We start from the raw sequence: 13,229 nt of genomic DNA on the forward strand, positions 1-13,229 counted from the left end.
GAAAAGCGAAGTTATGGGAGGTTTCTATGACACGAATAGAGAACAAAATAAGATGTTTTACCGTCTTAATTTGTAAATTTGTTCAAAGATAATGATAAAAAATGTCAGAAGAATTTGAAATCCGAAATAAAGTTGCGGAAAGCGGCCTCATCAATTTTGATCTCACCGACCTCGTTCCTAAAGGGCTACGAAAAGGTATTGACCTGAAAGATTTTCTCTTCATGGAAATGATTCTAAAGGAAAAAGATTTCCGTGAAAAAGTTGAGAATATTAACGTAGAAGAATATCGTGATGCTTATGTCTACATCTACAATTCTGCAGATGCAATTGTTCCGCTTTGGGCTTATTTTTTAATTACAGCTAAGCTAACTGATGTTACCAAAAAAATAGTCTACGGTGACCGCGAAGATCTTGAAGTAATTCTGATGCACAATGCTATCAAAAGTCATGATTTTGACGGAATGCGCGGAAAAAGAGTTCTGGTAAAAGGCTGTTCCGATAAAGAAATTCCGGAAAATGCATACATAGAATTGGTAGAGCAGCTGAAACCTGTTGTAAAGTCTCTCATGTTTGGGGAAGCCTGCTCCAATGTTCCTATTTTAAAGAATTAATGAATGTCAAGAAAAATTTACTATCCTTTTATTTTATTCTTACTGTTTTTCTTAATTTATTATGCCGGAAGTTTTACGAAAATTCCTTTTGCAGATTGTGTAGGATTTGTTTTTTTAGTAGAAAAGGGCGAATTTATGTCGGTTGCTACAGCGACCAGTCATTTTCTTTATATAAACACTGCCATACTGATCAAAAATATATTTGGTGTTAGCGCAATAGAAGCCAGCCGGCTTTTAGTCATTATATCTGCTGCTGCAACGGTTTCCGTGATTTATGCAACAGTGAAAACCATAACGAAGACAGAATGGATCTCAATAACCTCAGCCTTTGTATTTGGTTTTAGTTTTTCATTTTGGAGAAATGCTGAAATAGTGGAAGTCTACACCTATAATTCTCTATGGATAAGCCTATTTTTCTATTGTATCATTAAATCATTCATAGATGGTAAGAAACAATACATTGCCTGGGGAAGTGTTTTTTTAGGAATCAGTTTATGGATACATATTCAAAATATCATGCTTGTTCCTGCTTTCCTACTTTTTATTTTCTATTTCAGGTCGGAAAAAAAATATGCTTATTCTTCTCTGTTAATTTTTACAATATTATTCCTTTCCTTATTTATTTTAAACGTATCTCAGGGATTACCTCTCAATTCCCCATACAGTTCCGATCAGGGAACCTGGGTTCAGGATTCATTTAAAAAGTCTGCCACACAATATGCTCAGGATTTGGTAAAATCGGTGGTGTACTTGCTTTATAATTTTAACCTGTTTATTGTATTTGGCATCGTTGGTATCATTGCTTTATACAAATCTGAACGAAAAATGTTTTTTGTATTCTTTGCAGCTTCATTATTTGTATATGGCTTCGCAACGTTCTATGCTGTTTCGGATAATTATGTATTTTTTATTCCGTTTAATATTATTTTCGCTTTATCCATTGGTTATGGAATATCCGCTATTAAAAAGCCTTATTTAAAAAATATGTCCTGGGTGTGTTTACTGATTCCCGCATTTTACTTTTCAGCCTTTAAGATCGCTTATAATACAGACAAAGGAAAACAGTTTCATGATTTTAAAAGCTATAAAGGCGGGTTAAATTACTATATGCTTCCATGGATGAACAACAATTCCGGAATTCTGGAATTTACTATTGAAAAGAAAAAAGCACCTGAGCCGGTAAACTGGATGACCTACAGCGCCTTAGAATACATAGAACTATTAAAAAGTAAAGGATATACTGAAGAACAAATTAAAAAGCTTTAACAAACAAAAAAACAGGCTGTCCGAAAAGTTTGGACAGCCTGTTTTATTTTAACTTTTTGATTTCTCTTCTGAAGCAGCAACTGATTTTGAAGATTTTCTTGGCCTTCTTTTACCATAACTTCCATTGTTGATCTTGCCTCTTCTGGATTTTTTGTCTCCTTTTCCCATAGTAATATAATTTAGTTGTCGTACGAAATTAGAAAATACTCTCTTAAAATCAAAAGTTCAGCTGTTAAAATTATTATAAAACACTACTAGCCCAATTAAATATAGCAGGAAAGAAGTTTGGAAAAAGCAATGAATTGGATTAATAATTAGCAACATTGATCAAAAAAATTATTTAGCTTTGTATATTATTTAAATAAATCAAGTTTTATGAAAAAAATAATTACAGCAACATTACTATTCGGGCTTTCTATTTTTGCAAACGGGTTATTTGCACAGGAATTATCCGCAGAACAATTGAAAGCTTTTACGACAGATAATCCGGAAAGTTTTCAGAAAGTTTTCAATCAGGAAGATTTTTCAAAATGTTATACCGTAAACGGCACAAAAACAAATCTGCTTTCTTTAAGTGTAAAAGAAAATAAAAAAGAACACATTCAATTATCTGGTAAATAAGGTTGACGTAAATAAATCCTGCAGCGATGTAACGCCTTTGATGTACGCAGCAACATCCGGAAACATGGATGCAGCAAAAATCTTAATGAAATTCGGAGCAAAAAAGGATATAAAGGACAACAAAGGTAAGACGGCAAAAGACTATGCTGCTAAAAGCAAACAGTCTGCAATGGTATCAGTTCTTTAATTTTTTTAGAAATAAATAGTTTAAACTTCCTTCGGGAAGTTTTTTTTTGTTTTAAAAACCTCTAAAAACCTTATCTTTGCCAACGAAAAATCAGACGTATAAAAGTCTAATTTCTAAAGTCTAATATCTAACATCTAAAAACAATGTTTCGATCGCACACCAACGGAGAATTGTCTCTCAAAAATCTTAATGAAGAAGTAACCCTTTCAGGATGGGTACAGACCATCCGTGATAAAGGATTTATGATTTGGATAGATCTTCGGGATCGTTACGGAATTACACAATTGGTTTTCGATCAGGAGCGTTCTAGCGCAGAACTGATGGAAAATGCAAAAAAACTGGGTCGTGAATTTGTGATTCAGGTGACCGGAAAAGTCATTGAAAGAGTAAGCAAAAATCCTAATATTCCAACCGGAGAAATTGAAATTCTTGTTGAGAAGCTAACAGTTCTGAATGAATCCCAGCTTCCGCCTTTCACGATTGAAGATGAAACGGATGGCGGTGAAGAATTAAGAATGAAATACCGTTATCTTGATATCAGAAGAAACCCGGTAAAAGATAAGCTGATCTTCCGTCACAACATGGCGCAGAAAGTAAGAAACTATCTTTCGGACAACGGATTCATCGAAGTGGAAACGCCGGTTTTGATTAAATCTACTCCGGAAGGCGCCAGGGATTTTGTGGTGCCAAGCAGAATGAACCCGGGACAGTTTTATGCGTTGCCACAATCTCCACAGACGTTCAAACAATTGTTGATGGTGGGTGGAATGGACAAATATTTCCAAATCGTAAAATGTTTCCGTGATGAAGATTTAAGAGCCGACAGACAGCCGGAATTTACACAGATCGATTGTGAAATGGCTTTTGTAGAGCAGGAAGATGTAATGAACGTTTTTGAAGGAATGACCAAAACTTTACTGAAAGACATTACCGGCCAGGAATTCGGAGATTTCCCGAGAATGACTTTCGCCGATGCGATGCAGAAATACGGAAATGACAAACCGGATATCCGTTTCGGAATGGAATTCGTGGAACTGAACGAATTGGTTAAAGGAAAAGATTTCAAAATATTTGATGATGCAGAGCTTGTTGTCGGAATTAATGTAGAAGGCTGTGCAGATTATACAAGAAAGCAAATCGATGAGCTTGTTGAGTGGGTAAAAAGGCCACAGATCGGCGCTTCAGGAATGGTGTGGGTGAAATTCCAGAATGATAGTGTGAAGACTTCTTCGGTGAACAAGTTTTATAATGAAGAAGATTTAGCCAAAATCATCGAAAAGTTCGGGGCTAAAGAAGGAGACTTAATGTTGATCCTTCCAGGAAACGAAAATAAGGTGAGAACTCAGCTTTCCGCTTTGAGAATGGAGCTTGGTAACCGTTTGGGGTTAAGAAAAGGAAATGAATTCGCCCCACTTTGGGTAGTTGATTTCCCATTACTGGAATTTGATGAAGAAAGCGGCCGTTACCACGCGATGCACCACCCTTTCACCTCTCCGAAACCTGAAGATATTCATTTACTGGAAACAGATCCGGGGAAAGCAAGAGCCAACGCCTACGATATGGTACTGAACGGAAACGAAATCGGTGGAGGTTCCATCAGAATTTTTGATAGAGATCTTCAGTCTAAAATGTTTGATCTGTTAGGCTTCACCAAAGAAGAAGCTGAAGCGCAGTTTGGTTTCTTAATGAACGCCTTTAAATACGGTGCTCCGCCACACGGAGGTTTAGCGTTCGGGTTTGACCGTCTGGTTGCAATTCTCGACGGAAATGAAGTGATCAGAGATTATATCGCATTCCCGAAAAATAATTCCGGACGAGATGTAATGATTGATGCGCCGGCTGCCATTGCAGATGAACAGCTGGATGAGCTTGAACTTAAACTAAATTTAAAAGCATAAACAAAGGCGGAGAAATTTTCTCCGCCTTTATTATTTATTCCTGTTTTTTTATCAGGCTAAAACCCTTTCACTTCTTCCCGCACAACCTCATCCAAAGCTTTGGCAAATAGGCAAATTTCTGATTAGAGGCTGGTATGTTAAACTCACGGAGTTGGTCAAACTTTTTTTGCATAATTTTCGGCAGAAACGGTTTCTCTGTTTTCGGCCCAGGTAATATGCTTGTTGATTTTTTCCCGGGGAAGACTTTTCACATACTTCTCCACATAAGAATAGATAGGAAAACAATCTTCATGAAGCACTTTCAGAATTTTCCCGTCTTTTGCACCTTGGCAACGAAGGCCTTCACTTATTTTATTCACATAGGCTGCAGCTTCATGGTCATGGATGTTTATAAACTTTCTGATTTCCCACATATAAACGGTCATAGGTACACTAACATCTGCTCCATCTGGTTTTCTTACATAAATCTGGAATCTTATAAGGTCTATTCCGAATTCTTCCAGATCACTGATTTCTTCAATTTTCGCAATCATCATTACCTATTTTTGTGATTCCACATTTTCATCGTTACCTTTCCCTCCTTTTTTATGCAGACGGCCGATCATTTTTTTGATGGTGTATTCATCTGCCTTCCGGGTACGTTCATATATTAATTTTCCGTCTTCACAGATGTGTCTTATAAAAGCTTCAAGTTCTTTGTACAAATGACGGGTTTCGTCGGATTTCCCTGATACTTCCTTCATCATTTGTGTTTGCTCGTCTGCCTTCTGCGCAATCTCTACCCGTGCTTGTTTAAGCAAAACAATCGTATCATCTTTCATTCCCGCAGTCTGCATTTTCTCTGCATTGTCTGATAAAATTTGGATGAGCCTTTGGAGTTTATCGGCCACACCCTCAAAATTCCGGTTGCGGATGTCTAATGAGATATCTGTTGCCAGATCGGTGGGTAACTTTGCTCTTTTTATTCTTACATTGAGCTTTTTAAGCGGAAGCCTGATTTGATCTCCCAAGAGATACAATTCCCGGGTAGCCTGCTTTTGCCGAGTCAACACAGAATTATTAAACTCCTGCTGTTCAACTTCGTCTATTTTTGCGCTGAAAAGATCTTTGTAAGCCTGAGTATAGTTGTGATCTTCGGCCATGAAATCGTTGAAATCTCTTTGGAAACTTTGGTATAAGTCCTTCGCCAATGGAAGGCACTCTTCTTGTTTTACATACATTTGCATTTGTTTTAGTAGAACAAATATAGAAAATATTTTAGATTCATCTTTAATTCAAAAAGATAAAATATTTCTCAGTAAGAAGCACCTTTAGTTTATTCGAGTTATTTCATCCCTTCGATTAGATTTGAAAAAAATCGTATCGAGAAGTTTGTTAATTTCGAAAATAAATCTATTCTCGATACATGTTTTCTCCGCTTTACTACGAAAAAACACTCCTTTAGATTTGTAAAATGACTACAGATGTAGTAAATAGTGTTTGCAGTAGGTTAAAATCAATTATTAAAGGTAAATAATGCTTTACATATGGTTAAAATGGATTTACACAAGATAAATAATGTTTTGCAATAGGTAAAAGCTGATTATAGAAGATAAATATCGCTTTGCATATGATTAAAATGAATTTACATCAGGAAAATGGCTCTTTGCAGTAGGTAAAAGCTGATTCTTAAAGATAAATATTGTTTTACATATGGTTAAAATGAATTTACATTAGGAAAATGACTCTTTGCAGTGGGTTAAAATCAATTTTCCAAAGTAAATGCGACTTTGCATGGGATTAAAAAAAGAATTATGCAATATAAATGAATAAAGCGGTAAGACTAAGGTGAATTAATGGATGATGGCAAATGTGTCTAAGACAAAATACTGCCTACGAAATCATTAACATATACCACAATCCTTCACAAGTATTCTGCACGGCACAATCATTGTAGATTTTTGTTAAATCAAATTACAATGAAAGCAATCTGGAATGGCGCCATAGGCTTTGGCTTAGTGAATATCCCCGTAAAAATTTATTCGGCAACAGAAACCACCAAGCTGGATCTGGATATGCTGGATAAATCTGATTTTTCAAACATCCGGTTTAAAAGGGTAAATGAAAATACAGGGAAAGAAGTAAAATGGGAAAACATTGTAAAAGGTTATCTCATGGACGATAAGTACATCATTCTTGATGAAGAAGATTATGAGGCAGCAAGCCCGGAAAAATCAAAAATACTTTCAATTGACCAGTTTGTGAAGGAGTCTGAAGTTGATTCCGTTTACTTTGAAAATCCTTATTATCTCGAACCGCAGAAGAACGGGGAAAATGCGTACCGGCTTCTCCTGAAAGCTTTAGCCAAAACAGAAATGGTAGGCGTAGGAACATTTGTACTTCGTGAAAGCGAGGCAATCGGGATGATCCGTCCCTACAACGATGAGGTTCTTGTGCTGAACCGCCTGAGATTTGCCCAGGAAATAAGAGATTACAGCGACCTGAAGATTCCTGCTAAAAAACCACCCAAGCCTGCCGAGCTTAAAATGGCTATCAACCTGATTGAGCAGCTTTCCCAGGAATTTGATCCGGAAATGTATAAAGATACCTATTCTGAATCTTTAATGAAGATTATTAAACAGAAAGCCAAAGGAAAAAATATTAAAGCTAAAAAAGCTGAACCGGCTAAGGAAGGTAAAGTGATTGACCTGATGGCGCAGCTGAAAGCCAGTTTACAAAGTCCCAAATCTAAAAACGCATCATAATGGCTTTAAAAGATTACAATGCAAAGAGAAAGTTTGACGAAACGACCGAGCCTGAAGGAAAAAGCAAAAAGAGCAAAGACAAGCTGATTTTTGTGATTCAGCGCCATGCTGCATCGCGACTGCATTATGATTTCAGGCTGGAGATGGATGGCGTACTGAAAAGCTGGGCCGTACCAAAGGGACCATCTTTGGATCCGAAAGATAAACGCCTCGCGATGATGGTGGAAGATCATCCTTACGACTATAAAGACTTTGAGGGAAATATTCCGGAAGGAAATTACGGTGCCGGACAGGTAGAAATCTGGGACAGCGGAACGTATGAGCCTTTGGATCAAAATTCAAAGCTTTCTGATGAGAAAGAACTGCTGAAAGAACTTCATGCAGGCTCTTTAAAGTTTATCCTCCACGGAAAAAAACTGAAAGGCGAATTTGCTTTGGTTAAAATGAAAAATACGGAAGAAAATTCATGGTTGCTGATTAAACATAAAGATGATTTCGCAGAAAGTGATTACGACGCTGAAGAGAACACAGCTAAGAATTCTTTGGTCACAAAATTTTTAGAGGAAAAAAAAGCCCAAAAGTCGCCGGAAAAAAAGAAGTAAACGATAATACAAAACCACGGTTTCAAAGATTTAATGATTTAGTTGATGAGAAAAAATTAGAACATTTCATCAAGCCTATGCTAGCAAAACCCCATGGTGAAGCTTTTGACGATGAAGACTGGGTTTTTGAAATCAAATGGGACGGCTACCGTGCTGTTGCTGATCTCAGGGAAGAACCGTTATTCTATTCCCGGAACGGGATTTCCTTTTTATCCAAATTTAAAAAAAGTATCACAGGATTTCAGTCATCAGAAACACAAAATGATCCTGGATGGCGAGATCGTTGCCTACGATGAAAATGGCAGACCCAATTTTCAGCTGCTGCAGCAAATCGGTGATAATCCTGACCTCGCCCTCGTCTATCAGGTTTTTGATATTCTTTGGCTAAACGGACATTCTACGAAAGAGCTGCCGTTGATTCAGAGAAAAGAACTTCTCAAAGAAGCTTTAATAGAAACCGATGTTATCAAATATTGTGATCACATCCAGGAAAAAGGAATTGCGTTCTTTAAGCAGATGAAAAAGATGCAGCTGGAAGGAATGATCGCCAAAAAAGCAGATAGTCTGTATATCGAAAATCACAGAACTTCCGATTGGCTTAAAATAAAATTCACAAATACTGAAGAAGCGATCATCTGCGGATTTACAGAACCACGCGGATCAAGGGAAGGTTTCGGCGCGCTGATTTTGGGAAAATACATCGATGGAAAGCTTACCTACTCCGGACATACGGGAACAGGTTTTAATCGTGAATCGATTAAAGAACTTCATGAAAGATTAAAGAAAATAATTGTAAAAAGCTCTCCTTTTGAGAACAAACCTAAAACCAACATGCCCGTAACATGGACAAAACCTGAACTGGTATGCGAGATTAAGTATTCTGAAATCACAAAAGACGGTATCTTTAGGCATCCGGTTTTTGTGGCCATCCGTGAAGATAAAGAGCCGGAGGAAGTAAAGAATTCTGCCGGTGAAATAGATGAAGTAAACGAAAATACAAAAGATATGAAAGCATCTACAACTCCTAAAAAAACAAAACTTTCTGAAACCGATAAAGAAGTAACACTGAACAGACATAAAGTGAAACTGACCAATCAGGATAAAGTATATTTTCCCAAGGATGATGTAACCAAAGGTGATGTGATTGATTATTATCAGTCGGTGGCTGACTATATTTTACCTCATTTGAAAAATCGTCCGCTTTCTCTGAACCGTTTTCCAAATGGTATTGAAGAACAGAACTTTTACCAAAAAGATGCCAGCGACAATATCCCGGACTGGGTAAAAACAACCCAGGTCTACTCTGAATCGAACGATAAATACATCGACTACATATATTGTAATGACAAAGCTACGCTTGCTTATCTTAATAATTTAGGCTGCATAGACATGAATCCATGGAACTCTTCCCTACCCGATCTTGATCACCCCAATTTTATGGTGCTGGACCTGGATCCGTCGAAGAAAAATACTTTTGATGATGTGATCCAAACCGCGCTTCAGGTGCATGAGGTTTTAGAATCCATTAAAACAGAAGGCTATTGTAAAACTTCCGGCAGTACGGGAATTCATATTTACATCCCGATGGGTGGAAAGTATGATTTTGACCAGGTGAAAGATTTTGCGCATATTCTGATGAAGCAGGTTCACGATAAACTTCCGGAAATTACTACGTTGGAAAGAAGTCTTCAAAAGAGAGATGACAATAAAATTTACCTTGATTATCTTCAGAACAGAACAGGACAGACATTAGCGAGTGCCTACAGCTTGCGTCCAAAACAAGGTGCTTCCGTTTCCATGCCTCTGGAATGGAATGAATTGAAAAAGGGACTGAAGCCTACCGATTTTAATATTCACAATGCATTGCAAAGGATAAAAGAGAAAGGGGATTTATTTAAGCCGATTCTAGGAAAAGGAATTGATATGATGAAGGCTTTGGAGAGGTTGCAGGACTTGGAGTAATTGGTTATTTTAGATAAAAATTATACCGTGAAAAACTATTTTGCATTTTTATTTTTAATTCTTATTTCAAGTTGCTCTAAAAACTCAAATGTAAATTATTCTTTTGACAACATCTTAAGTTATAAAGATACCTTATTTATAAAATCCAAATTTGCTGATTGTGGAGAATGGGGTGGTCATGATGAGATCATTGAAATTTATTCTGAAAACAAACAAACTAAATTGATTTACACTAAATACAATGTCGATTGTGGTGTTAGGGATAATAAAGGATCAATTGTACAAAATGAAGAAATAAAAAAGAATATTGTTTTATCAGCTTCTCAGAAAGTTGGTTTGATGAATTACATTAATAATTTATTGCATTATACTTTCATGGATAATGAGTTTGGTAATAGTGGAAATTCTTTTTCTGTTGAAGACAGTGAAAATCAGTTAAAAATTTCTCATTACGGCAGTAGCAACATTTTAATGGAAAACTATAAAGATTTGATGAAAAAATTAGGTTTTCCAAGTGTGGTTGTGAAAAGTGAATAATTACGGCAACTTTGCAACCAAACTTTCCGGCAGTACTTTTAAAATCCAATAAATCATTTTCCATTTAAAGTTCGGAACAATGGTAAAGGAGTTTCCGGCATTTACGATGAAGTTTGCAACGTAATCCGGTTCCATTATTAAGGATTCATTTAATTGTAAACCTTCATTGATTTTTGTTCTTATATAACCGATTACTAAAGCATTGACTTTGATATTTCTTGAAGCCAACTCCTGCCGTAAGCCCGCTAAGTACGTGGTAAAAGCGGCTTTTGTACTTCCATACACAAAATTACTTTTCCTTCCCCGAACGCCTGAAAGTGATGATAATCCGATGATTCTTTCCAAATTTTTATTGCTTGTATCTGATGAAATAATATTGAGAATAGAAACTGCTCCCATATAATTGACCATCATCATCTGTTGCGTTTCTTTGAAATCTGTTAATGCTTTTTCATTTTCAACTAAAAATCCTGCGGCATACACCACAATATGAGGTTTTACGGGAAGTTCATCATAGAATTTCTGATGAGAATCAAATTCAACGGAATCAAAATTCAAAACTGAAACTTTTTCATCAAGATGATTTTCCTGAACGAAATTATCTAAGGAAAGTATATTTCTTGAAGCCGCAATAACGGAGAAATCTTTTTGTACATATTGCAGAATACATTGCTTAGCCACGTCTGAATTGGCACCGAGAATGAGAACGGTTTTGTTTGTGTTTTGATTCATGGGACAAAGATATTTGTTTAAACACTAATTTCACGAATGTTTCTCACCAATAAGCATAAATAGCTTCTTACGGAAGACAAAGTCTCTGGACATTAATACGTAAATACCTTCTAAAAAAGTTTCGGCGGGGTGAGCTTTGCTCACCCCGCCGAAACGGAATATTTTAAATCTGAAAATTATTTTTTCTCAGTTTCGATTTCTTTTTTCTCTGTCGTTTTTTCTGCAGCTTTAGCTTTATCACCAAAACGCGCTTCTGTAAATTCTCTCGAAACAGCCGCTTTTTCAAATTTTAATTTCCCTGATAAAGTTTCGATGATAAAACCATCGTCCTGAACCTGGGCAATTCTTCCGTGAAGACCCGAAGTAAGCACTACTCTTGTTCCTACTTTAAGGGTTTCCTGGAAGTTTTTTTCCTGCTTCTGCTTTCTCATTTGTGGTCTTATCATTAAGAAATAAAACCCTACAAACATCGCCCCCATCATGATCAACATCATGGAAGAGTTTCCTCCCTGAGCAGGTGCCTGTAAAAAGATTGATAATAAATTCATGATATTATGGTTGAATATTCGCAGTGAATGTTAATTTAACAGGAGTTTTTTCTACGTTTGCAAAAACATCTGCAAATTTACTTACGTTACCGTCAAAGTTTGTTGAGTCGAAATGTAAGGTGATTTTTCCTTTTTTACCCGGCATGATCGGTTCTTTTGTAAAATCCGGAGCTGTACATCCGCATCCTGGTTTTACTTCTGAAATTACTAAAGGGTTTTTACCTGTGTTTGTAACTTCATATACATGCTCTACTTTATCACCCTTTTTGATTTTTCCAAAATCGAAGTTATTTTCGGAAAGAGCGATAGTCGTCAATGGCTGATTGGAAGCAGGAGTAGCCGTTTCTGTTGAAACCGGTGCAATTGCAGAATCACCGGTAACTGTTGCAGGAGCTGCAGTAGAATCTGTACTAACAGAAGTTTCTGTACCTGGTACCGCCTCTGCTTTATTTTCTTTTTTACAAGAAACCAAACCAAAACCAATCACTGATAAAGCGATAATTGATAATGTCTTTTTCATATTGAAATATTTATATTCTATTTAAATCTTTGCAGTATTTATCTAAAATCCCATTAATGAAAATATTGGATCGGTCTGTAGCAAATACTTTTGCAATCTCGATATATTCATTAATAATTACTCTTGAAGGTGTAAAAGGAAAATTATCAAGTTCTGAAATAGCCGTTGATAAAATCACTTTATCCATTAGTGAAACTCTCTCCAGATCCCAGTTTTCCAGTCTTTCCCCCAGCTTCTTTTCATTGTTTTCCCAGCTGTCTAATGTATTTCTCAAGAGTTTCATGGCGAAAGTTTTGTCTTCATCATCTTTAATCATTTTAATTAAAGTTCTGCTTTCTTCATCTTCTTTCAGGAAACCGATTGTTTTCTGAACCATGGAGTTGGCAATGTGAATATCATCATACCATGAAAGTTCTTTATCTCCCAGATAATCTTGAAAATCCTCATTTTCAGCGATATATCTTAAAAACAATTTTCCGATGAATTTCTGATCTTCTGCAAAAGAATATCCTTCTTCTTTCATGAAGTCCTGATATCGTTTTCCGGCTGTGATTCTCTGGAAAGTTTTTACCAAAAGATCATCATGCATATCCCATTTCAATTGTTTGTGCTGACCTGTAAAGAAAAGTCTTTCAGGATTTTCCTCCAGTTTTATTAAAATCTGATTATTGATGAATTTTTGGTTAGGATTAATGTTGGCATCAGTTTTAATGAACTTATTCTTACCGATCTCAATCTGATTTTCGGCTAATTCTTTCAGAGCTACCAAAAAGTTTAACTCATAGATGTAGAGATGATAGATTTTCTCTATTCCGGTAAACATATTTTTCTCTAACACATCAAACTTTACAGGATTCTGGTAATATGAATACACAGTCTGTACTACTTTTTCACGGATTTGTCGTCTTCCTAACATTCAAAGAGCTTTTTATGGGTGCAAAGATACGAAATTTAAACTTTATGAAATTCGCAGTGTGATGACATTTTTGTAAATTTGTAAA

Annotated in this window: 16 protein-coding genes; 9 read left to right on the forward strand and 7 right to left on the reverse strand. The window is 36.2% G+C overall.

All coding sequences use genetic code 11. From position 1 onward, the window contains the following. Positions 1-101: 101 nt before the first annotated feature. Both AAHI02_RS10870 and AAHI02_RS10875 read left to right on the forward strand, forming a co-directional pair. Positions 102-611 carry a DUF2480 family protein gene (locus tag AAHI02_RS10870; protein WP_346983267.1) on the forward strand — a complete coding sequence of 170 codons (510 nt, stop codon included), beginning with the start codon at positions 102-104 and terminating at the stop codon, positions 609-611. A gap of 3 nt (positions 612-614) precedes the next feature. Next, a complete protein-coding gene (locus AAHI02_RS10875) occupies positions 615-1,877 on the forward strand; it encodes a DUF2723 domain-containing protein (protein ID WP_346983268.1) in 1,263 nt (420 codons plus the stop codon). 48 nt (positions 1,878-1,925) lie between these two features. Here the strand turns inward: AAHI02_RS10875 and AAHI02_RS10880 are convergent, their stop codons facing one another. Next, positions 1,926-2,045, reverse strand: a complete 120-nt coding sequence (locus tag AAHI02_RS10880; RefSeq protein ID WP_083862198.1) for a 30S ribosomal protein THX — start codon at positions 2,043-2,045, stop codon at positions 1,926-1,928. Between the two features lie 207 nt (positions 2,046-2,252). On the opposite strand from AAHI02_RS10880, the gene AAHI02_RS10885 reads away from it, so the two are divergent. The 3 genes from AAHI02_RS10885 (at position 2,253) to aspS (ending at position 4,583) form a co-directional block, all read left to right on the forward strand. Continuing rightward, positions 2,253-2,498, forward strand: a complete 246-nt coding sequence (locus tag AAHI02_RS10885) for a hypothetical protein (RefSeq protein ID WP_346983269.1) — start codon at positions 2,253-2,255, stop codon at positions 2,496-2,498. Further along, positions 2,488-2,685 carry an ankyrin repeat domain-containing protein gene (locus AAHI02_RS10890; protein WP_346986610.1) on the forward strand — a complete coding sequence of 66 codons (198 nt, stop codon included), beginning with the start codon at positions 2,488-2,490 and terminating at the stop codon, positions 2,683-2,685. Before AAHI02_RS10885 ends, AAHI02_RS10890 begins: the two co-directional genes overlap by 11 nt. Before the next feature lie 143 nt (positions 2,686-2,828). After that, positions 2,829-4,583: an aspartate--tRNA ligase gene (gene aspS, locus AAHI02_RS10895; protein ID WP_346983270.1), complete on the forward strand. Its 1,755-nt coding sequence runs from the start codon at positions 2,829-2,831 to the stop codon at positions 4,581-4,583. Between the two features lie 155 nt (positions 4,584-4,738). On the opposite strand, the gene AAHI02_RS10900 is transcribed toward aspS, so the two are convergent. Continuing rightward, positions 4,739-5,119 (reverse strand): hypothetical protein, encoded by a 381-nt coding sequence (locus tag AAHI02_RS10900; RefSeq protein ID WP_346983271.1) that lies wholly within the window; start codon positions 5,117-5,119, stop codon positions 4,739-4,741. A gap of 3 nt (positions 5,120-5,122) precedes the next feature. Further along, a complete protein-coding gene (locus tag AAHI02_RS10905; RefSeq protein WP_346983272.1) occupies positions 5,123-5,803 on the reverse strand; it encodes a hypothetical protein in 681 nt (226 codons plus the stop codon). Between the two features lie 738 nt (positions 5,804-6,541). On the opposite strand from AAHI02_RS10905, the gene AAHI02_RS10910 reads away from it, so the two are divergent. The 4 genes from AAHI02_RS10910 (at position 6,542) to AAHI02_RS10925 (ending at position 10,428) form a co-directional block, all read left to right on the forward strand. Then, positions 6,542-7,327: a Ku protein gene (locus tag AAHI02_RS10910; RefSeq protein WP_346983273.1), complete on the forward strand. Its 786-nt coding sequence runs from the start codon at positions 6,542-6,544 to the stop codon at positions 7,325-7,327. Further along, positions 7,327-7,929: a DNA polymerase ligase N-terminal domain-containing protein gene (locus tag AAHI02_RS10915; protein WP_346983274.1), complete on the forward strand. Its 603-nt coding sequence runs from the start codon at positions 7,327-7,329 to the stop codon at positions 7,927-7,929. The genes AAHI02_RS10910 and AAHI02_RS10915 overlap by 1 nt, the downstream gene beginning before the upstream one ends. A gap of 93 nt (positions 7,930-8,022) precedes the next feature. Then, positions 8,023-9,891 (forward strand): DNA ligase D, encoded by a 1,869-nt coding sequence (gene ligD, locus AAHI02_RS10920; RefSeq protein ID WP_346983275.1) that lies wholly within the window; start codon positions 8,023-8,025, stop codon positions 9,889-9,891. A 27-nt stretch (positions 9,892-9,918) separates the two neighbouring features. After that, positions 9,919-10,428 (forward strand): hypothetical protein, encoded by a 510-nt coding sequence (locus AAHI02_RS10925; protein WP_346983276.1) that lies wholly within the window; start codon positions 9,919-9,921, stop codon positions 10,426-10,428. Here AAHI02_RS10925 and AAHI02_RS10930 read toward each other — a convergent pair whose 3' ends face one another. From AAHI02_RS10930 to AAHI02_RS10945, 4 genes are all read right to left on the reverse strand, one after another. Then, entirely contained in the window at positions 10,429-11,160 is a 732-nt protein-coding gene (locus tag AAHI02_RS10930) for an SDR family NAD(P)-dependent oxidoreductase (RefSeq protein WP_346983277.1), read from the reverse strand. It lies immediately after the preceding gene. Positions 11,161-11,336: 176 nt separating this feature from the next. Then, positions 11,337-11,708 carry a preprotein translocase subunit YajC gene (gene yajC / locus AAHI02_RS10935; RefSeq protein WP_346983278.1) on the reverse strand — a complete coding sequence of 124 codons (372 nt, stop codon included), beginning with the start codon at positions 11,706-11,708 and terminating at the stop codon, positions 11,337-11,339. A 4-nt stretch (positions 11,709-11,712) separates the two neighbouring features. Next, positions 11,713-12,228: a DUF1573 domain-containing protein gene (locus AAHI02_RS10940; RefSeq protein WP_346983279.1), complete on the reverse strand. Its 516-nt coding sequence runs from the start codon at positions 12,226-12,228 to the stop codon at positions 11,713-11,715. 10 nt (positions 12,229-12,238) lie between these two features. After that, positions 12,239-13,144 (reverse strand): transcription antitermination factor NusB, encoded by a 906-nt coding sequence (locus AAHI02_RS10945; RefSeq protein WP_346983280.1) that lies wholly within the window; start codon positions 13,142-13,144, stop codon positions 12,239-12,241. Positions 13,145-13,229: the final 85 nt, after the last annotated feature.

This window comes from Chryseobacterium sp. POE27 (genome assembly GCF_039727685.1).
Classification (GTDB): Bacteria; Bacteroidota; Bacteroidia; order Flavobacteriales; family Weeksellaceae; genus Chryseobacterium.

Coding starts and splice junctions, on each gene's coding strand:
- AAHI02_RS10870 (WP_346983267.1), top strand. CDS start 102: ATGTCAGAAGAATTTGAAATCCGAAATAAAGTTGCGGAAAGCGGCCTC.
- AAHI02_RS10875 (WP_346983268.1), top strand. CDS start 615: ATGTCAAGAAAAATTTACTATCCTTTTATTTTATTCTTACTGTTTTTC.
- AAHI02_RS10880 (WP_083862198.1), bottom strand. CDS start 2,045: ATGGGAAAAGGAGACAAAAAATCCAGAAGAGGCAAGATCAACAATGGA.
- AAHI02_RS10885 (WP_346983269.1), top strand. CDS start 2,253: ATGAAAAAAATAATTACAGCAACATTACTATTCGGGCTTTCTATTTTT.
- aspS (WP_346983270.1), top strand. CDS start 2,829: ATGTTTCGATCGCACACCAACGGAGAATTGTCTCTCAAAAATCTTAAT.
- AAHI02_RS10900 (WP_346983271.1), bottom strand. CDS start 5,119: ATGATGATTGCGAAAATTGAAGAAATCAGTGATCTGGAAGAATTCGGA.
- AAHI02_RS10905 (WP_346983272.1), bottom strand. CDS start 5,803: ATGTATGTAAAACAAGAAGAGTGCCTTCCATTGGCGAAGGACTTATAC.
- AAHI02_RS10910 (WP_346983273.1), top strand. CDS start 6,542: ATGAAAGCAATCTGGAATGGCGCCATAGGCTTTGGCTTAGTGAATATC.
- AAHI02_RS10915 (WP_346983274.1), top strand. CDS start 7,327: ATGGCTTTAAAAGATTACAATGCAAAGAGAAAGTTTGACGAAACGACC.
- ligD (WP_346983275.1), top strand. CDS start 8,023: ATGGTGAAGCTTTTGACGATGAAGACTGGGTTTTTGAAATCAAATGGG.
- AAHI02_RS10930 (WP_346983277.1), bottom strand. CDS start 11,160: ATGAATCAAAACACAAACAAAACCGTTCTCATTCTCGGTGCCAATTCA.
- yajC (WP_346983278.1), bottom strand. CDS start 11,708: ATGAATTTATTATCAATCTTTTTACAGGCACCTGCTCAGGGAGGAAAC.
- AAHI02_RS10940 (WP_346983279.1), bottom strand. CDS start 12,228: ATGAAAAAGACATTATCAATTATCGCTTTATCAGTGATTGGTTTTGGT.
- AAHI02_RS10945 (WP_346983280.1), bottom strand. CDS start 13,144: ATGTTAGGAAGACGACAAATCCGTGAAAAAGTAGTACAGACTGTGTAT.